Origin of the sequence: Streptomyces hokutonensis (genome assembly GCF_042751305.1) — a bacterium.
Taxonomy (GTDB): domain Bacteria; phylum Actinomycetota; class Actinomycetes; order Streptomycetales; family Streptomycetaceae; genus Streptomyces; species Streptomyces hokutonensis_A.
In genome coordinates this window covers 12,604-38,237 of record NZ_JBHYWD010000007.1, presented here as the reverse complement: position 1 = coordinate 38,237, position 25,634 = coordinate 12,604, and the positions used below count along the sequence as shown (strand labels likewise).

Annotated in this window: 18 protein-coding genes; 7 read left to right on the top strand and 11 right to left on the bottom strand. The window is 67.7% G+C overall.

The features are described from left to right. Nucleotides 1–83 precede the first annotated feature (83 nt). From ACFXC1_RS19865 to eccE, 3 genes are all read right to left on the bottom strand, one after another. The gene (locus tag ACFXC1_RS19865) at nt 84–3,188 is read right to left on the bottom strand and encodes an SCO5717 family growth-regulating ATPase (RefSeq protein ID WP_381244379.1); all 3,105 of its coding nucleotides are present in this window, start codon (nt 3,186–3,188) and stop codon (nt 84–86) included. A 332-nt stretch (nt 3,189–3,520) separates the two neighbouring features. Further along, entirely contained in the window at nt 3,521–4,276 is a 756-nt protein-coding gene (locus tag ACFXC1_RS19860; protein ID WP_381244377.1) for a hypothetical protein, read from the bottom strand. Beyond that, nucleotides 4,276–5,613 (bottom strand): type VII secretion protein EccE, encoded by a 1,338-nt coding sequence (eccE, locus tag ACFXC1_RS19855; RefSeq protein ID WP_381244375.1) that lies wholly within the window; start codon nt 5,611–5,613, stop codon nt 4,276–4,278. The genes ACFXC1_RS19860 and eccE overlap by 1 nt, the downstream gene beginning before the upstream one ends. Before the next feature lie 205 nt (nt 5,614–5,818). Here eccE and eccB point away from each other — a divergent pair, with 205 nt between their 5' ends. Further along, on the top strand, nt 5,819–7,351 hold the full coding sequence (gene eccB, locus ACFXC1_RS19850; RefSeq protein ID WP_381244373.1) for a type VII secretion protein EccB: 1,533 nt from the start codon (nt 5,819–5,821) through the stop codon (nt 7,349–7,351). Between the two features lie 25 nt (nt 7,352–7,376). Continuing rightward, nucleotides 7,377–8,633: a type VII secretion-associated serine protease mycosin gene (mycP, locus tag ACFXC1_RS19845; RefSeq protein ID WP_381244371.1), complete on the top strand. Its 1,257-nt coding sequence runs from the start codon at nt 7,377–7,379 to the stop codon at nt 8,631–8,633. A 45-nt stretch (nt 8,634–8,678) separates the two neighbouring features. Here the strand turns inward: mycP and ACFXC1_RS19840 are convergent, their stop codons facing one another. From ACFXC1_RS19840 to ACFXC1_RS19825, 4 genes are all read right to left on the bottom strand, one after another. Then, nucleotides 8,679–8,849, bottom strand: coding sequence for a hypothetical protein (locus ACFXC1_RS19840; RefSeq protein ID WP_381244369.1), 171 nt, complete (start codon nt 8,847–8,849; stop codon nt 8,679–8,681). Between the two features lie 235 nt (nt 8,850–9,084). Continuing rightward, nucleotides 9,085–9,750, bottom strand: a complete 666-nt coding sequence (locus ACFXC1_RS19835) for a hypothetical protein (protein WP_381244367.1) — start codon at nt 9,748–9,750, stop codon at nt 9,085–9,087. 43 nt (nt 9,751–9,793) lie between these two features. Continuing rightward, on the bottom strand, nt 9,794–12,094 hold the full coding sequence (locus ACFXC1_RS19830) for a hypothetical protein (protein ID WP_381244365.1): 2,301 nt from the start codon (nt 12,092–12,094) through the stop codon (nt 9,794–9,796). A gap of 5 nt (nt 12,095–12,099) precedes the next feature. Further along, nucleotides 12,100–12,552 (bottom strand): hypothetical protein, encoded by a 453-nt coding sequence (locus tag ACFXC1_RS19825; protein ID WP_381244363.1) that lies wholly within the window; start codon nt 12,550–12,552, stop codon nt 12,100–12,102. Nucleotides 12,553–13,238: 686 nt separating this feature from the next. Between ACFXC1_RS19825 and ACFXC1_RS19820 the strand changes: the two genes are divergently transcribed. The 5 genes from ACFXC1_RS19820 (at nt 13,239) to ACFXC1_RS19800 (ending at nt 17,564) form a co-directional block, all read left to right on the top strand. Then, nucleotides 13,239–13,658, top strand: coding sequence for a hypothetical protein (locus ACFXC1_RS19820; protein WP_381244361.1), 420 nt, complete (start codon nt 13,239–13,241; stop codon nt 13,656–13,658). 2 nt (nt 13,659–13,660) lie between these two features. After that, nucleotides 13,661–15,478 (top strand): hypothetical protein, encoded by a 1,818-nt coding sequence (locus ACFXC1_RS19815; RefSeq protein ID WP_381244359.1) that lies wholly within the window; start codon nt 13,661–13,663, stop codon nt 15,476–15,478. A gap of 90 nt (nt 15,479–15,568) precedes the next feature. Beyond that, nucleotides 15,569–16,798 (top strand): S8 family serine peptidase, encoded by a 1,230-nt coding sequence (locus tag ACFXC1_RS19810; RefSeq protein WP_381244943.1) that lies wholly within the window; start codon nt 15,569–15,571, stop codon nt 16,796–16,798. A 54-nt stretch (nt 16,799–16,852) separates the two neighbouring features. Then, nucleotides 16,853–17,200, top strand: coding sequence for a WXG100 family type VII secretion target (locus ACFXC1_RS19805; RefSeq protein ID WP_043683474.1), 348 nt, complete (start codon nt 16,853–16,855; stop codon nt 17,198–17,200). A gap of 64 nt (nt 17,201–17,264) precedes the next feature. Continuing rightward, nucleotides 17,265–17,564: a WXG100 family type VII secretion target gene (locus ACFXC1_RS19800; protein WP_019075424.1), complete on the top strand. Its 300-nt coding sequence runs from the start codon at nt 17,265–17,267 to the stop codon at nt 17,562–17,564. Between the two features lie 203 nt (nt 17,565–17,767). Here ACFXC1_RS19800 and ACFXC1_RS19795 read toward each other — a convergent pair whose 3' ends face one another. The 4 genes from ACFXC1_RS19795 to eccCa form a co-directional block, all read right to left on the bottom strand. Beyond that, nucleotides 17,768–18,397 (bottom strand): hypothetical protein, encoded by a 630-nt coding sequence (locus ACFXC1_RS19795; RefSeq protein ID WP_381244357.1) that lies wholly within the window; start codon nt 18,395–18,397, stop codon nt 17,768–17,770. A gap of 20 nt (nt 18,398–18,417) precedes the next feature. Beyond that, complete coding sequence (locus tag ACFXC1_RS19790) at nt 18,418–20,616, bottom strand: hypothetical protein (RefSeq protein ID WP_381244355.1); 2,199 nt, start codon at nt 20,614–20,616, stop codon at nt 18,418–18,420. Then, a complete protein-coding gene (locus tag ACFXC1_RS19785; protein ID WP_381244353.1) occupies nt 20,616–21,077 on the bottom strand; it encodes a hypothetical protein in 462 nt (153 codons plus the stop codon). The genes ACFXC1_RS19790 and ACFXC1_RS19785 overlap by 1 nt, the downstream gene beginning before the upstream one ends. Before the next feature lie 236 nt (nt 21,078–21,313). Beyond that, nucleotides 21,314–25,285 carry a type VII secretion protein EccCa gene (gene eccCa, locus ACFXC1_RS19780; RefSeq protein WP_381244351.1) on the bottom strand — a complete coding sequence of 1,324 codons (3,972 nt, stop codon included), beginning with the start codon at nt 25,283–25,285 and terminating at the stop codon, nt 21,314–21,316. Nucleotides 25,286–25,634: the final 349 nt, after the last annotated feature.

Here is a 25,634-nt window from a genome sequence, read left to right as displayed (position 1 = left end):
GTTTTTTGTTTTTTTGTCAGACGGCCTGGGGGCGCGGTTGGCGTGCGCCGGCCCCCCCCCCAACCCCCCCGTTCGGGGTTGCGCTACTGCTGCGGGGGTGCGGACGGCGGGGGCGGGGTGCCCTCGGGCGGCTGGGCGTAGCCCGGGTGCTGCGGGTAGGGCTGGGCCTGCTGTCCCGGGTGCTGGGGGTACGGCGACGCGGGCTGCCGGCCGTACGGCTGCTGGCCCGGCTGGGGCGGCGGTTGGTGCTGCGGTTGCTGAGGCTGTTGCGGGGGGTACGGGCCGGGAGCGGGCTGGCCTGAGTACGGCTGCTGCTGACCCGGATAACCCTGCTGACCGGGGTAGCCCTGCGCTCCCGGGTATCCCTGCTGGCCCGGCATCGGCGGGGCCAGTACCGGCGGGGGGTTGCCGTCGCTCGTCCACAGGCCGTGCATCTGCTGGTGGCGGACGAAGTCCTCGGCGACCAGGGCCGCGAGGTTGAAGTACGACTCCCGGACCTTCGGCCGCATCATGTCGAGGTCGACCTCGGCACCGGCGGCGAGATGCTCGTCGAACGGCACGACCACGACACCCCGGCAACGCGTCTCGAAGTGGCTGACGATGTCCTCCACCTTGATCGTCTTGCCGGTCTCGCGCACCCCCGAGATGACGGTGAGCGAGCGCGAGACGAGGTCCGCGTACCCGTGCGCCGACAGCCAGTCCAGCGTCGTACTCGCGCTGCTGGCGCCGTCCACGGACGGCGTCGAGATGATGATGAGCTGGTCGGCGAGGTCCAGCACACCGCGCATCGCGCTGTAGAGGAGACCGGTACCGGAGTCGGTGAGGATGATCGGGTACTGCTTGCCCAGTACGTCGATCGCGCGCCGGTAGTCCTCGTCGTTGAAGGTCGTCGAGACGGCCGGGTCGACGTCGTTGGCGATGATCTCCAGCCCGGAGGGCGCCTGGGACGTGAACCGGCGGATGTCCATGTACGAGTTGAGGTACGGGATCGCCTGGACCAGGTCGCGGATGGTGGCGCCGGTCTCGCGGCGCACCCGGCGGCCGAGCGTGCCGGCGTCCGGGTTGGCGTCGATCGCGAGGATCTTGTCCTGGCGCTCGGTGGCGAGGGTGGAGCCGAGCGCGGTGGTGGTCGTGGTCTTGCCGACACCGCCCTTGAGGCTGATGACCGCGATCCGGTAGCAGGACAGCACAGGCGTGCGGATCAGCTCCAACTTCCGCTGCCGCTCGGCCTCTTCCTTCTTGCCGCCCAGCTTGAACCGCGACGGCGAGGCACCCGGCCGGCCGCTCTTCGCCTTCTGCTTCTTGTTGCTGAGCAGCCGGTCCGACGACAGCTCCACGGCAGCCGTGTAACCCAGCGGCGCGGCACCGGGGTTCACCGGCTGCCGGTGGTCGTGCTGCATGGGCTGCGGCCAGGCGGCACCTGTGCGGGGGTCGACCGGGGGCGCGGAGGGAGCCTGGGGGTGGGACTGCGGCGGCAGCGGCTGCGGCTGCGGTTGCTGGGGTGCCTGCGGGGGCGGGCCGGGGTGCCGTGGGTCGCCGGCCTGCTGCGGGATGTGGGGTGCGTGCGGGGGCGGCGCCTCGTCGGACCAGGACTCCGGGGCGAAGCGGGGGCGGGGGGCGCCTTGGGCAGGGGCAGGGGCGGGGGCGTGCGGGAAGCCGTAGCCGTCCTGCTGAGGGGGAGGCGGGGGGAAGCCGTAACCGCCCTGCTGGTTCGGCGGGGTGGGGGCGGGCCCGGGGTGCGGGGCGGCTTGCTGGCCCTGCGGTGCGGTGGGCGCTCCCTGGGGGGTGCCCGGCTGGCTGTGCTGCGCCGGTGGCGGGAAGCCGTAGCTGCCCTGCTCGTTCGGTGGGGTGCCCGGGTGGTTCGGTGGGGTGCCCGGGTGGTTCTGGTGGGCCGGGGGCTGGGGGAAGCCGTAGCCGCCTTGTTCGTTCGGGGTCGGCGGCGCGGGCGGAGCCGGCTGAGCGGGCGGCTGGGGGAAGCCGTAACCGCTCTGTGGCGGGGCCGGGGGCGTGGGTGCCGGGCCGCCCTGTGGAGCGGGGGCGGTCCATGCGGCCGGAGCGGGCGGGGGTGTCTGGGATGTCTGGGGTGCCTGCGGCTGCTGGAACGCGGGCTGTTGGGGCGGCGACGGCGGCTGGGGCGGCTGCGGCGGCGCGGGGTTCACGGCCGGGGGCTGCTGAGTCTGGGCCTGAGCCTGGGGCTGAGGTTCCGGCTGCGGCTGTGCGGGCCAGTGGTCGGCCGGGGCCGGGGCGGCGGGCTGGTAGGAGGGGGGCAGGGGCGGGACACCGCTCTGCGGGGCCGGCGGGCGGGTCCAGGCGGGCGGGAGGGGCGGTAGGTCGCCGGTGGCCGGAGCGGCAGCGGGCTGCGGGGCGTCGGGCTCGGAGGTGGGGGCCGGGGTGTCGGTGTCGCTCGGTTCGTCCGCCTGGTCGGTGGCGGGGGACGTATCGGCGTCAGCGGCGGGCGCAGCGGGCGCGGAGGCGTCGTCGGCGCTCTCGTTCTCGTCCTGAGCCTTGGCCTCAGCAGGGTCCGCGCTCTCCGAGTCGGCGACCGCGTCGTCCTCGTCCTGAGTGCTCACCTCGGCGGCGTCATCGTTGTCCGGGGTCTCCGTCACTTCGTCCTCGGAACCCTCGAACTCCCCTTCCCCGGAGCCCGATTCGGCACTGGCGGTATTCCGCGCAGAACCCTCGGCCGGTCCCGGTCCCGGTCCCGGAGTCACCGGAGCCTCCGCGTCTGTCGGTCCCGGTGTGGGGCCCGCCACCCCACCCCGCTCCGTGATCTCCCTCTTCAGCGAGGCGGCCGAGATCCGCATGGTCGCGCCGCTCACCAGGTCGCCGCTCTCGGAGTCCTCGTCGTCCTCGTCGGAGACCAGGGCCGCGGCCGTCCATGCGGACGGGAAGCCGGGGTTGTTCGGCAACGCCGGTGTCGAGAACGGGAGGCCGACCGGAGAGGACGGCGGAGGCGGCGTGGCCGTACCGTTCGCCGGAGTCTGCGCCGAAGGCGGCGCAGGTGCCGTAGGCGGTGCGGGCGTCGGCGATGCCTCTGCGGGCGTGCCCGACGAGTTCTGTGTGTACCAGGCCGGCGGGGCGTAGTCGATCGTGAACTCGCCCGTCATCTCGATGGCGGACTCGTCATCGGGCTGGTCATCGCCGGGCGTGGCCCAGCCCCCGCGGATCCCGTCCCGATCGCTGCTCACAATTCCTCCTGGTGTGGTCGAGCACCCTCATGCCGTGCTGGGGCGACCGTTCTTGACATCCGAACATCCGATGCGCCGGGTCGTCCCCCTGAGCCCCTGGCCCTGGGCGACGCACCACCCGCTCGCGGATACTCGTGACGTGCCCTGTCCCAGCCTAATCACCAAAACCGTGGACTCGGCAGGCCCGCCCACCCCTTCGTGCACACCCACACGACCGAGACCGGCGATAGCGGATCAAATCCCCCTGGAATTCGACCAATCGCGACAGCTCGGGCACTTCAATCCGCCGGATCCCCCCTCCGTCGGTCCGTCTGTCCGCCGTCGCCCCGCCGTCAGTCCATGCGGCGGGCCGTGCCCAGCAGCCCGACCTCGGCGTCCGTCGGCTGGGTCATCACGTACTGCCGGTCCCGCTCGGTGCACCACAGCGTGACGCCTTCGGGCAGCGTCGGCAGTGACTCCAGGTCGGAGCGCGGCAACCCGATCACGCGCCCGATCTCGGCCGCCTCGTCCGGCGACACCCGCTGCACACCCACCAGCCGCGCCTGCCGCATCAACCGGGGCGCCACCGGGCTGAGATACGGCAGCAGGGTCAGCACGGACTGCCAGGGCGCCGACGTCACCCGCCCGCGCGGGGGCCGCATCCCGCAGTCCCGCACCACCAGCACGGGCGTCCCCGCGGAGGCGCCCTGCGGGGGGACGCGGCCGACGTCGTACACCGCGAGGCCGTTCTGCCCGCCGCCCATCGCGTGCACCATCTGCATCCAGGCCTGCGGCCGTCCCGTCTCGACGGCGACGCGCGCCCCGGTGGCCGCCGCGCGCAGCGCGAGCACCTGGGCCGTCCACAGGCCGCTGATGAGCAGGATGTCGTACGGCGTCGGGCGGTTGACGCCCAGCACGGCGGGCCGGCCCTCGGGGTCGATGCCCACCACCACACCGTCGTCCCCGATGGGCAGCGAGAGCGCCTCCACCTGGTCGGCGGGCAGTGAGTGCCGGGGGTGGCGGGGGCCGAGCAGGCCGAACCCGGTACGCAGCCGCGCGGCGATGCCGGTGGTGCCGGGCTCTGTCGTCGTCATGGTCGTCACGGTCATCAGCGGGCACCTCCGAGGGGCAACGTGGCGAGGACGCCGGGGAGTTGTTCGCGGTCGAGGCGGGCCAGGCCGGTGCGTGCCTGCCGGGCCGCCTGCTCCAACTCGCGCCGGGCGTCGGTCAGTTCCTGGTTGCTGCGGCCGGTGATCCGCAGGTGTCCGGTGAGGGCCACGTCCTGCTGCTCGCCGCGGGCCAGGGTCAGGCTGAAGGTCGTCGCCAGCGCGGGCACCGCCGTCAGCTGGGCCACGAGCTGCGCCAACGACGTTCCGGACTCGCCCAGTTGGGGCCAGCGGCGCACCCAGTAGGTGGTGTGCCGGCGGTTGTCGCAGCGCCAGCTGCGGCTGGACTCCTCGGTCCGCCGCTGCGGTGCCTCGCTCCGCCCGGCCTGCGCGGTCACCATCGGGTTGGCGCACGCGGAGGTGGCGATCGCGGCCCTCAGCTCCTCCTCGGTGAGCACGTTGGCGCGCAGCCCCGCACCGGACAGCCGGCTCGACAGATGCTCCGCCGACCGCACCAGGCACTTCTGCGCCCCGACGAGTCCGCCCCCGCGCGCGGCCACCGCCTCGGGGCACAGCTCGGGGTCGAGCTTCAGCGCGATCCAGGTGATACGGACGGCGGGGGAGCCGGTCTGGGCCTGCAGCGGCGCGTAGTTGCTCACCACGACCGACTGCTGCGGCAGATGCAGCGCGGGCGCGGGCTGCGTGTGCACCACGATCTGCGCCGACTCGAGGCGGATGCCGTCGACGTCGAGGGTGTCCCGGACCAGCCCCACGGGCAGCGGTCTGCGTCCGCGCTCGGCACGCAACGCGCCCGCGTCGGACTCCACTTGGAGCACCGCGGTGAGGAAGTCGCCGTCACCGATCATCCCGACCGGCCGCTGGTCGCGGTCGTCACCGCGCTGGTAGCTGTACGTCCGCAGGCTCGGGTCGCACTCCACGGCGGGCGCGAGACCGGCGTCCGTCCCCGGCGGCACCGGGGTGTTCGCGGCCCGCCGCACCCGGGACCGCAGCGCCAGCAGGGTGCCGAGCCACTCCGGCAGGGAGCGCCCCCGGCGTCGCACGACGGCGAGGACCACGAGGAGTGCGGCGACGACGACCGAGGGCACGAGCGCGACCGGGCCGACGAGCCAGCCGGAGACCACGAGCGCCGCCGCGACCTCCAGCAGGACCAGCCGCTGGGTCGTGAACGAACCCCCGCGCCCCGAACGCGACTTCAGATGAGGCGTGAAGGAACCGCGGTACGGACCCGAAACGCTCACGCGATCCGAGCCGGATCCTGATCGCGATCCGGACGCGGATCCTGATTGCGATCGCGACCGGTTCCACGTTGCGGAAGCCATCACTCCAAAACCCCCGAACTCTCCCGAAATTCCCTGCGCACTGGTCCCCTCAGGGCCAGAGCACCCTACCCGTGACACAAGCACACCCACGCAACAGGCATAGTAGGGGGCGGGTCTGACACCTGAGGTATCAGAGGCAATCGGGGGCGGGAGACGTATCTCCACAGGTCCTCCACGGCTCCGCACGGGGAGAGAGCGGACACAGATGGCATCACGGCGCGACGAACTCAACGCCTACACCTTCGCGAAGCGCCGCACGCTGGCGTCCTTCCTGCAGCCGTCCCCGACGGGCTCGGAAGAAGGTGCGCCGAAACCGCTGGGCGCGCTGGTGCCCGGCGTCGTCGTCGGCGTGGTGATCCTCGCGGTGTTCGGCGGGATCGGCATGTTCAAGCCGACGGCGCCGCAGGGTTGGGCCGACGTCGAGTCGCACGTCATCGTCGCGAGCAAGTCGACCACCCGGTACGTGGTGCTGACCACCGGCAAGAACAAGCAGAAGCAGCTGCACCCGGTCCTCAACATGGCCTCCGCGAAACTCCTCCTGGATCCGAACAAGTCCAGCGTCATCACCGTCGACGAGAACGTCCTCGACAACGGCAAGCTCCCGCACGGCGCCACCATCGGCATCCCCTACGCCCCCGACCGCCTCCCCTCCTCCGACGAGGCCGAGGCGGCCAAGCGCTGGGCCGTGTGCGAACGCCCCAGCGCCGGCGGACGCGCCATCCAGAAGGCGACGTTCGTCCTCGCGAAGAAGGAGTGGCCGAAGACGGAGGGCACCGGCAAGCTCTCCGGCGGCGACCTGATGTACGTCGTCGCCCCGGACGGCAGAACGCAGTACGTGGTCGACGCCCAGGGCACCGCGTACAAGATCGCCGACCCCTCGGACACCGAACTCCTCAAGGCCCTCGACACCCGCGGCCGCGCCCCGCAGCGCGTCTCCCAGGAATGGCTCGACACCCTCCACAAGGGCGACGAGATCTCCATCCCGAAGATCACCGGCGGCACCCCGGGCGCGAAGGCCGGCGCCTCCACTCTCCTGGGGGACTACGACAAGGTCGGCGAGGTCATCAGGGCCTACGCCGGCCAGGTGATGCAGTACTACGTGGTGCTGCCCGGCAAGGTGGCCCGTATCTCCGAGTTCACCGCCACGCTCCTGCTCAACAGCGGGGACCTCGTCGACGTCGGCCAGGCGGGCGAGGCCCAGCAGGTCAGCCCCGGCGCGGTCGCCGACAGCACCGCCTTCGACGCCGACAAGAACTGGCCGACGTACAAACCGAGGACCGTCAATGACGGCACCAGCGCCACCAGCGGCCCCAACACCGTCTGCAACGTGCTGCGTTCGGTCGGCGCGGACAACAGGACCACGCTCTCCACCTGGGTCGGCACGGACTACCCGGCGCAGCTGCCCACCGGCTCCTCCAGCGCGTACGTCACCGCCGGTTCTGGTCAGCTCTTCCGCCAGGTCAAGGGCACCGAGGCGAAGGCCGGCCCGGTCTTCCTGGTCACCGACACGGGCCTGCGCTACGCCCTGCAGTCCAACAGCGACAGCGCCACCGACGACAGCGGCATCGGCACCACCGCCGCGCAGCGCAAACAGGAACTGAGCGAGGCCGAGATCGCGCAGACCCGCCTCGGCTACGAGAAGGTCACCCCCACCCCCGTCCCCGCCGAGTGGTCGACGTTCCTGCCGATGGGCCCCCGCCTGTCGGAGGCGGCGGCACGGCAGCCGCAGGGTTCGTGAGAGAAACGGGCGAGGGGTTCAACTGATGCTGATCGCGCGGATGTTGAGGGTCACGGTGGCGGCCTCGATGGTGGCCGTACCCCTGTCGATGTCACCGTTGCTGGTGACTCCGGTGTGGGCGGACGACGGCCAGTGCACGTTCCCGTCGAAGGACTACACGGGCCGCCCGTGGGCCCTGCAGCGCGTCAATCTCGACGAGTTGTGGGCGGAGTCCACCGGCAAGGGCGTCAAGGTGGCGGTGATCGACACCGGAGTTGACGTCAAGAACAAGCAGTTGAAGTCGGCGGTCGACGCGTCCAAGGGCGAGAACCTGCTTCCCCCCAAGAACACCAAGGGCGAGACGATCGACCGCGGCAACAGCCAGGGCACCACGGACACGGTCGGCCACGGCACCCGGGTGGCCGGCATCATCGCGGCCCGCCCCGCCAAGGGCACGGGCTTCGTGGGCCTGGCCCCCGACGCGACGATCATCCCGATCAAGCAGAACGACGCGGAGGGCGACGGCACGGCCGCCACCCTCGCGACGGCGATCCGCGACGCCGTGGCCAAGGGCGCCGGCGTCATCAACATCTCCCAGGACACGGCGAACGCCGTAGCCCCCGACGACCGCCTCCGCCAAGCCGTGGACTACGCCCTTGCCCAGCGCGTCGTGATCGTCGCCTCGGCCGGCAACGACGGCCTCGGCGGCAACGTCAAGGTCACCTACCCGGCCTCCTACGACGGCGTCCTCGCCGTCGCGGCCTCCGACCGCAACAACGAACGCGCCTCCTTCTCCCAGTCCGGCGAGTTCGTCGGCGTGGCCGCACCCGGCGTCGACATGATCTCCACGGTGCCCGGCGGCGGCCACTGCTCCGACAACGGTACGAGCTTCTCGGCGCCCTATGTCGCGGGCGTGGCAGCCCTGTTGAAGGCCAAGTACCCGCACTGGACGGCACGCCAGATCGTCGCCCAGATCGAACAGACCGCAGAACGCTCGATCTCCGGCCACGACCGCCTCGTCGGCTGGGGCGTCGTAGACCCGGTCAAGGCCCTCACGGACGTCGACCCCGAACACCCCGTGGAGTCCCCGGCCCCCGAGGGCGGCGTCTCCAAGGCCGAGGCTCCGTCGGTGACTCCCCTGCACTTCGGCGAGACGGCGGACGAACGGAACACACGGCTGGGGACGTATGTGGTCGTGGGTGGGTTGCTGGCGGTGGCGGGGCTTGGGGGGACCGCGGTGGCGGTGCGGGATTCGCGTCGGCGGCGGGGGCGGGTTATGGGGCGTGGCGGGGCGGGGAGTTGACGGGGGTGGAGAAGCGTGGCCCCGGTTGGCAGCGCCGACACCCGCTCAGAAGGAGCTCCGCTTCTTGCAGGGCCCCTGTTTCTTGACCTTCGCCGTGTAGTCGTTGATCGGGCTCTTGATGGCCGACTCGTCCGGCCGCGCGGGCTTCAGGACCTTGATGAGGGTGCTGATGTCCTCCTTCTGCACGTCGGTCCCACGGCACTTGAGCAGTGACACAGCGGCGTCGTCGGTGTACGCGATGCTGATGCCTACCGTGCATCGTCCACTCCCTTGTCGATTCGCTGGCCGATGCAGGTGCTGATCGCTTCACCATGCCGGCGACCTCCTCTTGGAGCGCGAGGCGCTCGCCCGCCGCCTTGTTGTACTCCGCCTCTCGGAGACCGTGTTCGGCACACGTCTGACGGTGGCGGAACGTGTGAATGCAGAACAGGGCTGAGACGTTCCTCCGGACTCAACTGCCGTTGGCCTCCGGTACCTGTGTCGGCAGCGCGGCGGTGGAAGCGCAGCCTGCGGCCTTGGCGACTGCCCTGGCCATAGAATTCAGCACCACCATGCGGTCTTTGTTCACGCTGTTGCCATCAAGGTTGTTGGCTATCGCAGACATTTCTGCTTTTACGTAGTTGGTATCGTCGACCGATGCGCCGCTGGTGGTCGCCTTGGTGGGACAGTGGAAGAAGAGATCCGCCCCGTTGCTGCCGGCCAGTGCATAGACACCCAAGGGATATGAGACCCGGTCGCTGCCAGATTCCGCCGCGGAGGCCGAGGGGTGATTGCTTGATGCCGAAAAACGGACTTCCAGAAGGGGTTGGCCGCTGTTGTCGCCGGATTTGTACAGTCTGCACGCGCTCCGTTTGTTGTACTCGTCGTGCAGATGCTTGACGGCTCTGGTCAAGGAGAAGATGTTGGGCTCGCCTGCCTCATTGGTCCCGGTGAGTTCGTCGAACCGATCCGAGCCGGCCAGCCGTCGCAGCGCGGCTGAAGCAGCCGGGTCCAGGGTCCCGTCGCACACCTTCGCTGCTGGTGTACCGGCGTCCTGCCCCGCCGTATCGCTGTCGTCGGTATTGTTGCTGCAACCGCTGACGAATATGGCAGCCGCAGTGATGGCGAGAGCATTCATTCGTGCGCGACGCCCTGTAAATCGACGCATTCCCTGTCCCTGGTCAGTCCTTGTAAGGAGGTCGGCCCCGGTAGTCGTTCTCATGCGAGCCGGTACCCAGATAGCTGCTTTTCGTCTCTTCGATCCACTGTTGACCGTCGGCCGTCGCTTTTGCCTCCGGGTGGCCCTGGAGGTACGACTCGTACGTTGATCCGAGGTCGTCGACTCCCCTGCCGTAGAACTGCCGGCTGGTCATCTGCGACTGGTTGAGCGGATCGGATTCGGCGGCGTCCGTAGCCTTGTCGATTTCCTGCCCGAGCAGTGTGTTGGCCGCGTCGGTGAGAGTGTCCGCGGCGAGAGGGGCGATGACGAGTGCGGCAGCCGTCGAGCCGGGCAGCGGTACGGCTGCGACTCCGCCCGCCACGACCGCCCCCACAAGCAGCTTCTTCCAGTCGGCCGACCTGCCCAGCGCCTTGTTGGCTTCTTCCGAGTTCTGGCCGTACGTCGTCTCCGCCTGCTGCACACGGGAGTTGTCGAGGATGCCACGTGCCTCGGCACCGACCGCCATGACGTCACGGGCGTGGTTCATGTGGGCCTCGCTGGTAGCCGGGTTCGCGTCCAGCATGCTCAAGGTGTAGAGGTGCTGAGCGGCCGTCACGCCCTTGTGCGAATCCTCGTTCTGCCCGAGGACGCTCAGGAAGTCGATGGCTCCCTGGTTCCCGAACCGGGCGCGTCCGGCGTACTGGGCAGGGAAATCGCTACCGTCCTTGCCGTGGTCGCCGATACCGGACAGCTCGTAGTCGATGTCATCGATGTACGCGCCGCCTATCTTGCCCAGGCTGTCGGCGAGTTCGGGCTGGTCGTGCAGCAACTTCGGGCCGTCCTCGCCTCCGTAGAGATAGGCCACCTGTTCCATCACGGCCGCGGTAGCGGCAGTGCGATGGTCACCACCGGCCTTCACCGCGTCCGCGGTGGCGTCGTACGCGTATCCGGTCGTGGCGGCTTCGAGAGCATGGCCGAGTGAGTCCCGCCCGGCGATGAAGTCGTGGTTGCCTTCCATGGTGGCGTCGGACACCCAGACACGCTCCTGGGTCAGGTACTTGAGGTGCTCGTTGACCTCGGAGTTCGCGTCGACGGTGTCCCTGTCCACGGTTCCCTCCGGTACATCAGGCCGGGCGAAGAACTGCTCCGACGCTCCCGGATTGTGCCCCAGAGCCTCCAGGAATCCCGTCACCGGGTCGCGGCCCCGGTCGTTCTTGTAGCCCCAGTAGTTGAGGTCTCCCTGGTTGGCGTTGTTGACCCAGAGGCTGATGCCCTCGCCGTTGACCTGTTTGTCGTAGGCGAGGAGCTTGTCGCCGTAGTCGTTGAGGAACTGGTCGTCGTAGTCGCCGAAGCGCATGAGATTGCTCATGACGGCATAGCCGGTCGGATTGCTCGCGTCGTCGATGCCGAGCTGGTCCGGGCCGAGCCTGGTCATCTGGCTCTCCCAGCTCTGCATCCTGTCGCTGTCAGAGAGTGTGGCGCGGCCGATGGTGATGCCGAGGTTCTTCTGGAGCTGCTTGGCCTGCTCGCCGCGTGCGGGGTCGTAGCCGCCCTGGTAGGGGTCGGCGATGCCGGCATAGAAGGTGAGGAGCTTCTTGGGGCCCACCTGCTCGGCGAACTCCTCCGCGAAAAGAGGGTCGTTCTTGTATTTCACCAGGGTGGCGTTGAGGCTCGCGAGTTCCGTGTTCGTCACGTCGTGCGGGTTCTTGGCGAGGATCTTGGCCATCGCGTCGGCGTCGGCGATGGCCTTGGCCGCAGCGTCCCGGTTCTCGTAACTGGCGTCGGAGAAACCGTACTTGGCCTGGTCGACGATGAGGCGCAGCGCCTTGGCCGCGGTGGAGTCACTCTCGGTGGCCTTGGTGAGGATGTGCTGGATCTCGTCGCGCAGGGCGTCGACTTCCTGCTGGTCCACGGCGTCTGACCGGCCGCTGGGATCGGAAGCCCAGTCGGGGCGGGTGGTCCGGGTGACGACGAAGGTGCCCTGGCCGGTGTCCAATACCGTCAGGCTCTTCTTCTGACCGCCCGCGACGGCTTCGTTCAACTGGTCGCGATAGCCGACGAGTTCGCCTCGGGTGTCACTGAGGATGTTGGCGACGGTGTCCGCCTGAGTGTGGGCGTCCGCGAACTCGCCCACCGTCTTGTCGATGAACTCACGGGTGACCGTGGCGTTGACACCGGCCCAGTCCGCCTTGTCGGCCTTGCCCTTGAGGTTTTTATCGGCGTCGGTGGCGAGGGTCTTGAGCTTCTTCGCCATGTTCTGCCAGTCGGTGATCGCCTCGTCGAGCTGGTGGAAGTTGCCGTAGCGGAGCGCGTCGAGTTCCACGGGGTTCAGCTGCCCTTCCGCTCGTCGAAGCCCTGGTCGAGCGTGGCGATGCTGCTGAGCGTGCCCGCGATGTACGCCTCGTCGCCCGCGTGCGCGCCCTTGGTGTAGTCGAGGTGGTTGGAGATGTGGGCCGTCGCGTCGAGGAGCGACTGGACCTGGTCCACCCAGTGCTCGGCGACGTGGTCCAGCGCCGAACCGATCTCGTAACCCTCGCTCTTGAGACCGTCGCCGGCCTTGATGGAACTCATACGGGCGAGGTCGCTGTCGTGCTGGAAGGCTTGGTGCAACTCGTACGCGGCGTCGCCGACCGCGGCGAGGTCGCTCTGGCTGACCCGCAGGTCACCCTGCGGATTCCCGCCGCCGGGATCGGCCGGGATCGAGTTGAGTTGCATGTGCGTGGAGCTCTCCTGGCGCGCCAGCGCGTCGCCCTTGAGCTGCTCCCATTCGTCCCAGCCCACCTTTGGCCACCTTCCCCCGTGCTCTGCCTCCGGCGCACCGGTCGGCAGGCGATGCCGTCTCCTGTTCACGATGATTGGTCAAGTTAGCAACCCGTGCCGAGGAAAATTAGGGTCGGGTCCGATGTGCGCGGATTGTCGATCGTGAAGGTTCGAGCGGGCGCTGAATGTGTGGTTGGTCGACGGATGGCGGCCACATCCGTGCTTGCTCGTCGGCATCGGAAGGCCGCGGGGCCGAAACCCGGCGTTGCCGGCGTGTGACTCGACCGGGCGCCCCTTTTCGACATCGATGCGCCCCGAGGGGCGCGTGGGAGCCGTGGTGATCCGGAGCGATCGATCGCGTGTGGGAATTCCATGAAGATTGCAGCGGGGCCCGTCCGGCGGCATCCGACGTGGTCGCGCGGGCTCGGGCCTCCGGCGGGGCGCCAGTGCTGCTGACGCGTGATCCATAAGTCGTAAAGTGACAAAACCGGCAGACTGTGGCGTCTGGCCTGGCCCCGTAACTGAGTTAACACACAGGCCGGTTGGCCCCGATGTACAGGTTGACTAGAGTGGTAAACGCGTTGTCAGGAGTGGCTCGCTTTGCGATCGTAGAGTGAGCGGTTGATCGTCCTCGGTTCGACGGTGGCCGATGGATGTACGGGGAAACGGGGAGGAGCGTCGTGCTTCCGGCAGACATGGTGGGGGGCGTGTCGGCTACCAGGGCGAAGGACCTGGAGGCGAGCAGCGAAGCGCTGACCGACTTCGTGAGCCGCGTGGACAAGGTCCTGCGCGATCTTGAGAGTTCGGCGGGGAATCCGAAACGGGTGGGTGCGCAGACGGTCAGTGCGGGGTCGATCCACAGGGGCGGGCGAGGCGCCTTCCATGAGGCGGACGGCCTGTACGACGAGTACCACGCGGTCCACGACAAGCTCACGGCCCTGTCCAAGATGCTCCATCTGCAGATCGAGGCGATCGGCATCGCCGTGCAGGGTGCCAGGGGCACCTTCGACGGGGTGGAAGAGGATCAGCGTCGGCGGTTCTGGGAGATCCAGACTGAGATCACAAGGATCAACGGGGCCTCGGGTCCCGAGCGCACCAACACCGCCAACTCCGGCATGAGTGGGTGACGATGACTGACGACCAGCACAAGGCGGACCTGAAAAGGGTCTCCAGCCAGAATCAGTTCACCGACCTGGCACGGGGCGTCGAGGAGCGACCGCGAGAGAACGGACTGCTGGCCGGCCTCTTCTACAACCCAGTGCGCGCGGTGGTCGAGAGCACGTCGCAGGGCCAGGCCGTCCACGACTCCGTGCACGGGCCGTCCGCCGACCGTCGTACGAACTTCGAGAACCGCCCGCTCAACGAGATGATCGACCTCGTGGAGCGGACGAACCCGGAGGACCTGGAGTCCTCCGGCAAGGCTCTGTGGGACGCGCGTGACGCGATCAAGGCGGCGGCCGAGGAGCTCGACGGTCACATCGACAAAGTCCGGTGGGCTGGGGAGTCGGGCGAGGCGTTCCGTAAGTGGGGGAGCGAACTCGTCATCCAGACGCACAGCCTGAGCAGTTTCGCCGGGGGCGCGGGGGATCAGATCACTGCTGCCGCGATGGGGCTGGCGTCGGTGCGTAGTGCCATGCCCCCTCGTGACACCCAGGCTGAGCGCAAACACCCCACGAAGTTCACGGCGGCCGAGAAGGTCGCGAACAAGGACGAGTACGCGGCGGCCGTACGCGTGGAGAAGGATCGCCAAGAGGCGATCAACCAGATGAACCGGCTGTCGTCGTACTACGTGGTGTCCAAGGACGAGCTGGCGGCTTTGAACAGCAAGGCGCCTGAGTTCACGGCCATGCCGGATGTGGGTGTGCCGCGGGCTCAGAAGAACGAGCGGGGGGATTATCAGCGGATCACATCCCCGAACACGGAAGTGACCGGTGCGTCGCGTGTTGCGGATCACCACGCTAAGGTCGTGTCATCCACGGGCAGTACCGGCAAACACGATGTCCCAAGTGACGTCACGCCGCCCGCGCAACACACCACCGATCATGTGACTCCCCCTGATGTGCCGACGCACACGAACATCGACAGTGTTGGCACACTTCCGCCGGCCACCACAGTGCCCAGCACGGTTCACAATCCGCCGGTCACGGGTGCCCCTGCCCCGGGGGGAGGCCAGGCCAACGGGTTCGAGAGCGGCTTCGGGACTCCCCTTCTCAATGGTCCCGTGAGTAGAAGCGCCGGCGGCTTCCGGACCACCTTCTCCGCGCAAGGGCGAAGTGGTACCTCCGGTCTGGGCAATTCGGGAGCAGAGCGGTCTGTCGGCCGCGGCCCCACGAGTCAGATGGGTCGTGCTACGGAGACTGGCCGGTCCCTCGCCAAGGGCACTGCTTCAGGAGCGAAACCGTCGCCGATGGGGCGAGGTGTCACTGGTGGTGTCCCGCGATCAGGCGCTACGGCGACCCCCCGAGGCAGCGCCGGCCCGGCCACCGGCGCCGGACGTTCGAACGGAGTCGTGGGCGGGCGGCCCACGTCCTCCACGGGCAACCAGGGGAAGGGCGGGGCGAGGATTCCGCGTGGCAATGTCATCGGTGGCGAGGAGGCGGCCGGTTCCCGGTCGACGGGCGGTCGGCCCGGGCAGCGCGGGGTCTTCGGAGCGCCCGAGACCGCGACAAGGCCGGGTCCGAGCTCGCAGGGGGCGCGTGGTCGTACGGGCACTCCGGAGAGTGTCACGGCCACGCCCACCCAACGTAAATCCCTTGCCCAGGCCGAACGCAACGGCATGACGCGCGGCGGCTCCGGCCTCGTACGCGGACCTGGTAACCACCAAGGAAAGCACGGCGACAGGGAACGCACGGACGGAACTCGGCCCGCCGACCACCTTGTTGAGAACGAAGAAGAAACCCGTCTCCCCACCCCGCCGCGGCGTGATGTGCCGCCGGCCGTCAACTGAGCGCGAGCGAGGACAGTCAACGCCATGAAGTCAGCGACCAGCCGACGAGCCCAGAGGGCTGCGCTCCTCAGGACGCGCCGTGCCAGACGAGTGCGTGCCGTGAGCGCGGCGGTTGGCGCCCTGGCCGTGGTCGGCGTGGGATTCGCCCCCAATGCCGCTGCTGACGATGTCCAGTCGAAGCAGTGGTACCTGGACCAGATGCAGGCCGAGAAGATGTGGAAGGTCAGCACGGGGAAGGGCGTCAAGGTAGCCGTCATCGACACCGGGGTGAACCCTGACACACCCTCTTTGAAGGGGCAGGTGCTGGTGGACGATGTCCCCAAGGCGGTCTCCTATCACGCCACCGTCGACTTCGACGGCCACGGCACGTCCATGGCCGAGCTGATCGCGGGTAGCGGGGCGAGAGGCAGCCTGAAGGGGCTGGCACCGGGTGCGAAGATCGTCCCGTATCGCGTCGATCTCAAAGGCTTGAAAGTCGGTTCGGCAGAGCAGAAGAAGACGCCCGAGCCCTGGCAGGCGATCAGGGCTGCGGCCGACACTGACGCAAAGATCATCAGCATGTCGATCGGGGGATACGTCAGCCCTGAGGAGGAGGAAGCGGTCAAGTACGCCGCTTCAAAGGGCAAGCTGATGATCGCCGCCGTAGGCAACTCGGGTACCGGGAAGGGCGATGGCAATGTGGACTATCCAGCCGCCTACCCCTATGTGGTGGGCATCGCGGCGGTTGACTCGTCGTTCACCGTCACGAAGTTCTCCTCGTACGGAAACTACGTCGATCTCGTAGCACCCGGCACAGGTATTCCGGGATATTGCGACACCAAGTTCCACGCGTATTGCGATACGGGTGGCACGAGCCAGGCGACCGCCATCGCCTCCGCCTCCGCCGCCCTCATCTGGTCCGCCCACCCCGACTGGACGGTCAACCAGGTCACCCGCTCCCTGATCGACACGGCGAGCCGGACGTGGCCGGAGAACGACCCGAGCAAGTACGCCGGTTACGGGTTCGTCCGTCCTCGCATGGTGTTGGAGAACGCCAAGTACGACGCGGGTGCCCCGAACGTCGACCCGCTCGCGAAGGAGAACGGCGGCAACCTGCTGGCCAAGTCGGCGAGTTCCTCCTCGGCCGCATCGACTCCGTCCGCGTCGGCCGCGTCAAAGAATCCGGGCAAGGGTTCTGCCGGCGGTACCTCGGCGGCAGGATCAACCGCCGAGCCGTCCAACGACAGCAACACGCTCTGGATCGCGCTCGGCGGTGCCGCCGCCGTGCTCGTCATCGGTGGCGCGGGCGTGGCCGTAGCTCGCGCACGGCGTGCCAGGTGACTGGGATTTCCAGCCAGACTGCGAATCAGTCAACACAAGAAGGGTGAGCTGACCATGTCCAACAAGCAGAAGCTCGAAGATGCCGCAGTAGTCGATATTCAGAAGCAGATGCTCGACAAGTACGACGGCATCGCCAAGCGCGTGCACGGGCTTCAGGGTGTGATCGACGGGCTCGAAGGCCAGTGGCACGGCATCGGGCGCGCGGCGTTCGACAAGAAGCAGTACGAGATCAATGAGTCGCTGCAGAAGATCGGCACCATTCTCGGCGACGTCATCGAGGCGATGACCGCGACGCGCAACATCAAGGACAGCAAGGAAGACGAAGTCCGCGCGGCGGTCAACAAGATCGACCTCCAGGACGGCGCGCCGACCGTGCCTTCGTCCTCGCTGAGCTCCTACTGAGCCACGCGTCATCACGTACGACCACGCCCACCAGCCCCATACGAACGAGACGAGGTAAACACGCATGAGCCGTAACTCCGACGGCCTTTCCGTCACTTATGACGGGCTGGACTTCGCGGCCACCAAGATCGGCAACGAGGCGAAGCAGCTGGAGCAGGACCTCCAGGAGCTTCGCGCGCTGGTCGTGAAGAGCCAGCAGTACTGGGAGGGTGACGCCCAGGGCACCTTCAACGAGAAGCTGCACCGCTGGGACAAGGAAGCCAACGACATCCACACCGCGCTGACCGGCATCGGTCACGTCGTGTACACGTCCGGCGGTACCTACATGGAAGGCGACAAGAAGGCCGCCAGCTACTTCCAGTAGGACGAGGATCGCAGCGGAAACCGGGGTGGGCGCGCGCGGGAGGCGCCCACCCCGGCGTTGGTCAACAAGAGACATAAGGGCCGAGAATTCCATTGCGGGGGACAGGTATCGCCGACGAAGCAACCCACGACGGCACCACGGCCCTGCGTCTGATCGGGCCATGTACATCGATCGCCGCGCCGGATGATTTCCGAAGTGGTATCTCAGTTGGCCACGTAGCGCGGAAGCTCCCCGGCGAATGTCCGGGTCGGTTGACACTCGCCCAGTTCGTAGGCCCGCTGGGTGATCTGATAGGCGAAGTCAGTCAGGGCCTGACGTAGTGCCAGCCCGTTGGTCCGGCTCTTCCCGATCACGCGCACTTCGGTGACGAGGGCATAGGCCTGTGAAGCTTCGGCTGCCTTGACGCCTCGTGGGACGCAAGGGGTGTATACGCTAGACATATGCGTCTTGGACAGCGCCTGGACGTCTTTGAGGGAAACACGCTCCACCTCCCCCTCATCTGTGCCGCCGTACCCCCGGTAGTAATCAGCCCACGCTTTTGCCGAGGAATCCTGAACCTGCACTTCGCCGGACAGGATTGAATCGCCACTGGTGTAAATATGGCAGTAGAAAGAAAAATTCCTGCCAGGATTCTCTGGTTTCGCCCCCTCCTTTGCTGACCGGGTGTCAGGAAGCACGCGAATCACTGTCTCCCGCTTTGCTGCGTTATCGCATACTTTACTCGGGAGGTGGTCGAGGCCTTTCGTGAAAACCTGCTGGTATCCGAACCAGCCTCCGCCCAGTAGGCCGAGGACCGCGATGCCGAGGATGGTTCCTCTTGCTCTCTTCTTCATGGGGGGTAATATCCTCTTCCTTAACCGGTAGGGCGTTGCTTGAAATCATGCAGGATGGAATCGCTCGATTCCCAGCCCTCGTTGACGGAATTCCGGATAAGATCGGCGGTCCCCTGTTTGGGTAGATCGACATGGTGGCGTTTCAGAGCATCATCGACCGACCACTGCGTCTGCTGGCTGACGGAGTCCTGTGTCTGGCTGAGATCCCGGCCCGTTCGGTACAAGGCCTCGTCCATCGCCTGGCCAACGTCAAGTTCCTTGCCGCTGACCATTCGATCGACGGCCATGCTGGCGACACCGCCGAAGAAGCCTCCACCGGCGGCTCCGGCCAGCGCACCGCCACCGGTCGCGGGTACGAGCGCGACGGATCCGATTCCGACACCGGCGGACATTGCTGATTTGAAGAACTCGCCCTGCTGTGCAATAGCGTCGTTTTCATCCTTCGTGAACCCGATATCACTGCTGATATCTGCGTCTGCGACAGAACGTCCGACGATGCCTTCAATGATCCCAGCGTTTCGGCCGATGTCATGAAGAACTTGTTCGCGGCTTCCGTCGAACAAAGCAGGGTCGGAGAGGTGTGCGTCCAGGAGGCTGCCGGTGTAGATGCTCTCGCCGTAGCGAATTGCAGCCCTGCCTGCGGCATCTTGGGAAACCGCGGAAAGGAACCGCGTTGTGTCCCAGCGATTGAGGCCCGAGGGAGCGTCACTGTTCGTGACGAACACTGTTCCGGAGTTCGGGCCTCCAAATGCTTGGCTGATTTCAGGCATATAGGCTGCCGCCATATGTCCGAAGCTGGCACCCATCTGCTTGCTCACAAGGCCTGCACCGCCGTCCGGGTCAGCCACGGCTTGCATGATGTTCGCCATGATCTTGACCTGTGCTGTGCTGTGCGGTGCAGCCTGTTGCGTCGGGTCCCCAGCCGGTACTCCGGTCACCGCAGCCTCCAGGGCGTGCCCCAGTGAAGTTCCTCGATCCGTGTACTTCGTGGTGCCGAACATGTGGTCGAGATCCGACTTGGAGTCGAAGGCGTGGGTTGCTGCCTCCGGATTGTGTGATAGGGCATCGAAAAGCCCTTCCAGAGGATCGCGACCGTTTCCCTTCCCGAATTCCAGATCGATCTGGTCGTAACCCTTGGTCCATAGGTTGTTGGTGCCAGACTCCCCTGCTCCCTTATCGGCCTTGAAAAGTTCGCTACGGTAGTCGTCAAGGAATTTGGTGTCGAAATGTCCTTGTCGCATCAGGCTGCTAAGCACCTGGGAGCCGAGAGCTCCGACCGGACTCTTCATCGGGTTTGAAGGGTCGGTTACGAAGTTGGTGTTCCTTTCTTTGAGGATTCCCTTCTTCCAATTTTGCATGTCGTCGGAGTCTGAGAACGATGCCGTGGCCAAGGTGAGGCCCAAGTTCTTTTGAAGGATCTCCATGCGTGTGAGTTCTGTACCCCTGGCACCGGCATGAAGTTCTGCCATGTCCGCCCAGAACTGAAGAGTTCCCTTCGCGCCTAGCCGCTTCGCGAACTGCTCTGAGAAAAGAGCGTCATTGTGGTAGTTCTCCAGGTACAGATTGAACTTGGTGATGTCGTCGAGCGACATCTTCTTCGGATCCTTGGCCATTTTGGCCATTTTGTCGGCCGTTTCTACGGCCTTGGCGGCGGAGTCGCGGTCCGTGTACGCGGCGTCGGAGAAGCCGTACTCGGCTTGGTCGACGAGGAGTTGGAGAACCTTGGCGGCGCTGTTGTCGCTCTCGGTGGCCTTGCTCAGGATGTGCGCGATCTCGGTGCGGAGTGCGTCGATGTCCTGCTGGCTGGTGGTGTCCGTCTTGCCGCTGGGGTCGGAGGCCCAGTCGGGGCGGGTGTTCTGGGTGACCACGAAGGTGCCGTCGCCGGTGTCCACCACCGTCAGGTGCTTCTTGGCACAGCGGTCGATCGCACTGTTCAACTGGGTGCGGTAGTCGACGAGTTCACCGTGCGTGTCACTCAGGATCTTCGAGATCGAGTCGGCCTGCGTGTGCGCGTCGCCGAACTCGGTGGCGGTCTTGTCCACGAACTGACGGGTGACGGTGGCGTTGAGACCGGCCCAATCCGCTTTGTCCGCCTTGGCCTTGAGGTTGTTCTCGGCATCCTTCTTGAGATCGGCGAGTTTCTTCGTCATCTGCTGCCAGTCGGTGATGGCCTCACCGAGTTGCTGGAAGTTGCCGTACCGGAGTGTGTCGAGGTCCATCAGCTCTGCCCGTTCCGGTGGTCGAAGCCGTCGTCGAGGGTGGAGATGCTGCTGATGGAGTCGGCGATGTAGACCTCGTCCCTGGCGTGTGCGCCCTTGGTGTAGTCGAGGTGGTTGGAGATGTGAGCGGTGGCGTCCAGGAGCGAGCGGGTCTGCTCGGCCCAGCGTTCGGCGACGTGGTCGAGCGCGGCGCCGAGCGCGAAGCCCTGCTTCTTGAGACCGCCGGCCGCGGTGAGGGAGGCGGTACGGGCATAGGTGCTGAAGTGAGCGAAATCCTGGTGCAGCTGGTATGCGGCATCACCGACCGCGGTCAAGTCCTTCTGACTCACCCGCAGATCACCTTGCGGACTGTCCCTGCTCCCGCTTCCGCCCGGGTCCGCCGGCAACTGGTTGAGCTCCATCTTCGCCGAGCGCCGCTCCGCCGCCTGGGTCTTGAGCTGCTCCCACTCGTCCCACGCCATGCGTGGATGCCTCCCCGTTTGTCTGCGTAAACCCCGCTAGTAAGGGGAGACGCTCCGCGAACCTACCAACCCGCTGAACACAGATTTCAAGAGAGCCACAGATCTGGCCACGGCTCTTACAGCCGTCTATGGGCTGCGATGAGCGGTGAACAGCCCGGCTGGCTCACGACCGCCTGCGGTCGATCTTCCGACACGCAGCACCCGACGTGAGCCTGAGCCAGTGACGAGCCGACCTCTCAGAGTTCCGAGTCCGCCAACCCCACCTGAACCAACGGCTTCCCCCGCTTCCGGGACACGAACACGCCACGCCCGACCGGCATCGGCCGCGGCCGCACCCCGCCCAGCAGGTCGCCCTCGGCCGGGTCGCCCGCCAACACCACGCCCTGGGCGCCGAGTTCCTTCATGCGCTGCATGAAGGACTCGTAACCGGCGCGCCCCGCACCCGCCGTGGAGCGGGCGATGATGAAGCGCACGCCCACGTCCCGGGCGAACGGGAGCAGTTCCGTCAGTCCCGACAACGGGTTGCCGCTCGACGTGGACACCAGGTCGTAGTCGTCGATGATCACGAAGACCTGCGGGCCCCGCCACCAACTCCGGTCGCGGAGCTGCTGCGGAGTGACGTCGGACGTCGGCGTCCGGCGCTGCATCAGGTCGGCGAGCGCGTCCATGTGGTGCTGCATCTGGTTCGACATCGGGATGTACTCGGCCAGGTGCGAGGTCGGGGTCACGCCGAGCAGGGAACGCCGGTTGTCGACCACGAAGAGCTTGCAGGCGTCGCCGTCGTAGCGCTCGCCGAGGCGCTTGATCAGCAGCCTGAGCAGGTTCGACTTGCCGGACTCGCTCTCGCCGAAGACCAGGAAGAACGGATCCTGGTCGAAGTCGACGAACACCGGCTCCAGGTTGTCCTCGTCGAGGGCGAAGGAGATGCCCCGGTTCGGGAAACGGTCGCCGGACGGCAGCTGGGTCGCCGCGAACTCCCTCGGCAGCAGCCGGACTTCGGGTGCGCCGGGTTCCTGCCAGTGCCGGGCGACCTCGGCCGTGAGGGCCGTTGTCGCCTCCGCGAGGTCCGTGTCCGAGGACAGGCCGTCGATGCGCGGGACCGCCGCCATGAAGTGCTGCTTCTGCGGGGTCTGGCCGCGCCCGGGCACGCCCGTGGGCACGTTGGCGGCGACCTTGCGGTCGAACTCCGAGTCCATCGGGTCGCCGAGCCGCAGCTCCAGCCGGTTCATCAGGTGGTCCTTCATGTTCGCGCGGACCTCCATGGAGCGCGACGCCGTGAGGATCACATGGATGCCGTAACCGAGGCCGCGGGCCGCGATGTCGAGCACGAGCGGTTCCAACGCCTCGTAGTCCGTACGGAAGTTGCCCCAGCCGTCGATGACGAGGAAGACGTCGCCCCAGGGCTGGTCCGTCACGGAGATGTCGCCCCGCGCGCGGCGGGCGCGGAACTCCGCGATCGACGAGATCCCCGCTGTGCGGAAGTACTCCTCACGGCGGGTCATCACGCCGTAGACCTCGGCGGCCGTACGCCGGACCTTCTCCGGGTCGAGACGGGAGGCGACCCCGCCCACGTGTGGGAGACCGGCCACCGCCGAGAGGCCGCCACCGCCGAAGTCCAGTGCGTAGAACTGCACTTCGTGCGGGGTGTGGGTGAGTGCGAACGACGCGATGAGTGAGCGCAGCAGCGTCGACTTGCCGGACTGCGGGCCGCCGAGGATCTGCATATGGCCGGCCGCGCCGCCGAAGTCGGTCCACAGCGGGTCGCGGCGCTGCTCGTACGGCTTGTCGACCAGGCCGACCGGGACGACGAGCCGGCCCGCGCCCTCGTAGCCGGGCTGCGTCATGCCGCGCCCCGGTACCGCGGCGAGTCCGGGCAGCAGGGAGTCGAGCGACGGCGGGCTGTCCAGCGGGGGCAGCCACACCTGGTGGGCGGCCGGACCCTGCGCCTCAAGTCGCCGCACGATGACGTCGAGCACGGTGTCGGCGAGCGCGTCGTCCTTCTCGTCCGCCGTCTCGGCCTGGCGCTGCCGCGGCACGGGCGCGTACTGCACCGGCACCTGCGCCGCCGTGAACAGCACCGGCCTGCGGTCCACCGGGAGCGGCCCGCCGAGCGCGGCGGCCTGCTGCGAACCGGTGCGGTACACCCCGGAGACGTACGCCGCCTTGAAGCGGACCATCTCGTCGGTGCCGTACTTCAGGAAGCCGGAACCCGGCACGTTCGGCAGCTCGTACGCGTCCGGCACCCCGAGCGCGGCCCGCGACTCGGCCGCCGAGAACGTACGCAGACCGATCCGGTACGAGAGGTACGTCTCCAGGCCGCGCAGCCGGCCCTCCTCCAGGCGCTGCGAGGCCAGCAGCAGATGCACGCCCAGCGAACGGCCGATGCGGCCGATCTGCACGAACATCTCGATGAAGTCCGGCTTGGCGGTGAGGAGTTCGCTGAACTCGTCGATCACCAGGACGAGTGACGGGACGGGCTGCAAGGGGGCGCCCGCGGCGCGCGCCTTCTCGTAGTCGTGGATGTTCGCGTAGTTGCCCGCGTCGCGGAGCATCTCCTGGCGGCGGTTCAACTCGCCGCGGATCGAGTCACCCATACGGTCGACGAGCGTCAGGTCGTCCGCCAGGTTGGTGATGACGGCCGCCACGTGTGGCATCTGCGCCATTCCGGCGAAGGTCGCACCGCCCTTGAAGTCCGCGAGGACGAAGTTCAGCGTCTCCGAGGAGTGCGTCACCGCGAGACCGAGGACCAGGGTGCGCAGCAGCTCCGACTTGCCGGAACCGGTCGCGCCGACACACAACCCGTGCGGGCCCATGCCCTCCTGGGCCGCCTCCTTGAGGTCGAGCATCACGGGCCGGCCGTCCTCGCCGAGCCCGATCGGCACCCGCAGCCGCTCCGCCGTCGAACGTGGGCGCCAGGTCCGCTTCGGGTCCACGGAGGCCGCGTCGCCCAGGTTCAGCAGATCCGTGAACTCCAGGTTGGCGAGCAGCGGTTCGTCGTCGTCACCGCCCGACACCATGCGCAGCGGCGCCAGTTGACGCGCCAGCGCCTCGGCGGCCTCGTACGACAGGACGTCCGGCGTGCCTTCGTAGACCATGCCGTGGCCCGACTCCAGGCGGAGTTCCTTCGGGTGTACGACGACCGAGAGGTCACCGCGTCCGCTGCTCAGGTCGCCGGGGACGACCTCGACGATCGTCACCCCCTGGAGGCCCTCGGGGCTGGCCAGGAAGGAGGTGGGCGGCAGGGAGACGCCGTCCAACACGACCACCAGATGCGGCTGTTCGGGCACCGGCGCTCCGGCCGGGTGGAAACGCGGGCGGCCCTGGAGGCGGTCCGCGAGCATCTCCTCCAGCTCCACCGGGTCGGTCGAGATCAGCCGCATGCTGCCCGCGCCGTCCGCGAGACCCTGCGCCTGCGCGTGGGGAAGCCACTTGGCCCACTCCCACTCGGGCACCGACTCGCGCCCGGTGGCGACGGCGATGACGAGGTCCTCGGGGGAGTGCATCGAGGCGAGGGAGGCGGCGACCGCGCGGGCGGTGCCGCGCACGGTGGCCGGTTCGCCGCTGATCGTCACGTGGTAGAAAGCGCGCAGCGAGACCGCCATCGGCAGGTCCTCAAGGGTGCTGTGCGTGGCCAGGAAACGCTGCATGGCGCCCGCCGTCAGCGGCTCCAGCTCGTCTACTGGGGCGGTCTCCGGCGGGACCAGGGGAGTGGCGAGTCCCTGCGGGCCGAGACCGACCCGCACCTGTCCGAAGTCCTCGTCGTTCGTGCGGCGTTCCCACACCCGGCTGCCCTCGGCGACCAGTGCCCACAGTTGCTCCGGCGAAGGGTGCAGGTAGTACTGGGCGTCGCGCTGGGCCCGCGCGGTCTCCAGGGCCGTACGCCGGGTCTGGGACAGATAGCGCAGATAGTCACGGCGCATGTCGGCCATCTGCCCCTGGTTGCCCCGGCGGTAGCGGACCAGCATCGAGACGCCCATCGCGACCGTGGACGCGATCATCACCATGCCCATGATCTTCATGAACGGCTGGGCACTGGGGTTGAAGAAGAACACCACCGACCCGCCCATGCCGAGCATGGGCAGGAGCTGCATCATGGCGCCCTCCTGCTGGCCGCGCGGCAGCTCCGGCGGAGCCTGCAGCATGACCTCGTCCGTGGGCACTTCCTTCGGCAGCGACCTCGGCGGACGCTTGACGACGATCTGGCTCACTAAGCACCAATTCCCTTGCCGGACCGAGTTGTTTACGTCCGCCGCCCCGTGTCGGGCGGACGCCGATCCGCACTGCGCGATCCTACTGACAACCACTGACAACGGCGGGCGGTAGGGTGCCCGTGAGACGTGTGAGCAGTTGCGAATCGTTCCGGGAAAACCGGGCAAAACCGCAGTGTTCGCGGCGGGCGGATCCCGTCGGATCCCGTTGAGTGCCGGGCACGACGGCACGGTCCCACCGACGGGACGGGCGGCACGGCGCGACCTGCACAGGATCTTTACGGCGGAACCACACGGTGGACGCGCGCGGCACCTTCGCGGACCGTCCGTCACTGACAAGGGGGAACAG

What these genes read in the sequence shown, in the direction of transcription:
- ACFXC1_RS19860 (WP_381244377.1), bottom strand. Translation starts at nt 4,276, where the DNA reads ATGACCGTGACGACCATGACGACGACAGAGCCCGGCACCACCGGCATC.
- eccE (WP_381244375.1), bottom strand. Translation starts at nt 5,613, where the DNA reads ATGGCTTCCGCAACGTGGAACCGGTCGCGATCGCAATCAGGATCCGCG.
- eccB (WP_381244373.1), top strand. Translation starts at nt 5,819, where the DNA reads ATGGCATCACGGCGCGACGAACTCAACGCCTACACCTTCGCGAAGCGC.
- mycP (WP_381244371.1), top strand. Translation starts at nt 7,377, where the DNA reads ATGCTGATCGCGCGGATGTTGAGGGTCACGGTGGCGGCCTCGATGGTG.
- ACFXC1_RS19835 (WP_381244367.1), bottom strand. Translation starts at nt 9,750, where the DNA reads ATGAATGCTCTCGCCATCACTGCGGCTGCCATATTCGTCAGCGGTTGC.
- ACFXC1_RS19815 (WP_381244359.1), top strand. Translation starts at nt 13,661, where the DNA reads ATGACTGACGACCAGCACAAGGCGGACCTGAAAAGGGTCTCCAGCCAG.
- ACFXC1_RS19805 (WP_043683474.1), top strand. Translation starts at nt 16,853, where the DNA reads ATGTCCAACAAGCAGAAGCTCGAAGATGCCGCAGTAGTCGATATTCAG.
- ACFXC1_RS19800 (WP_019075424.1), top strand. Translation starts at nt 17,265, where the DNA reads ATGAGCCGTAACTCCGACGGCCTTTCCGTCACTTATGACGGGCTGGAC.
- ACFXC1_RS19795 (WP_381244357.1), bottom strand. Translation starts at nt 18,397, where the DNA reads ATGAAGAAGAGAGCAAGAGGAACCATCCTCGGCATCGCGGTCCTCGGC.
- ACFXC1_RS19790 (WP_381244355.1), bottom strand. Translation starts at nt 20,616, where the DNA reads ATGGACCTCGACACACTCCGGTACGGCAACTTCCAGCAACTCGGTGAG.
- ACFXC1_RS19785 (WP_381244353.1), bottom strand. Translation starts at nt 21,077, where the DNA reads ATGGCGTGGGACGAGTGGGAGCAGCTCAAGACCCAGGCGGCGGAGCGG.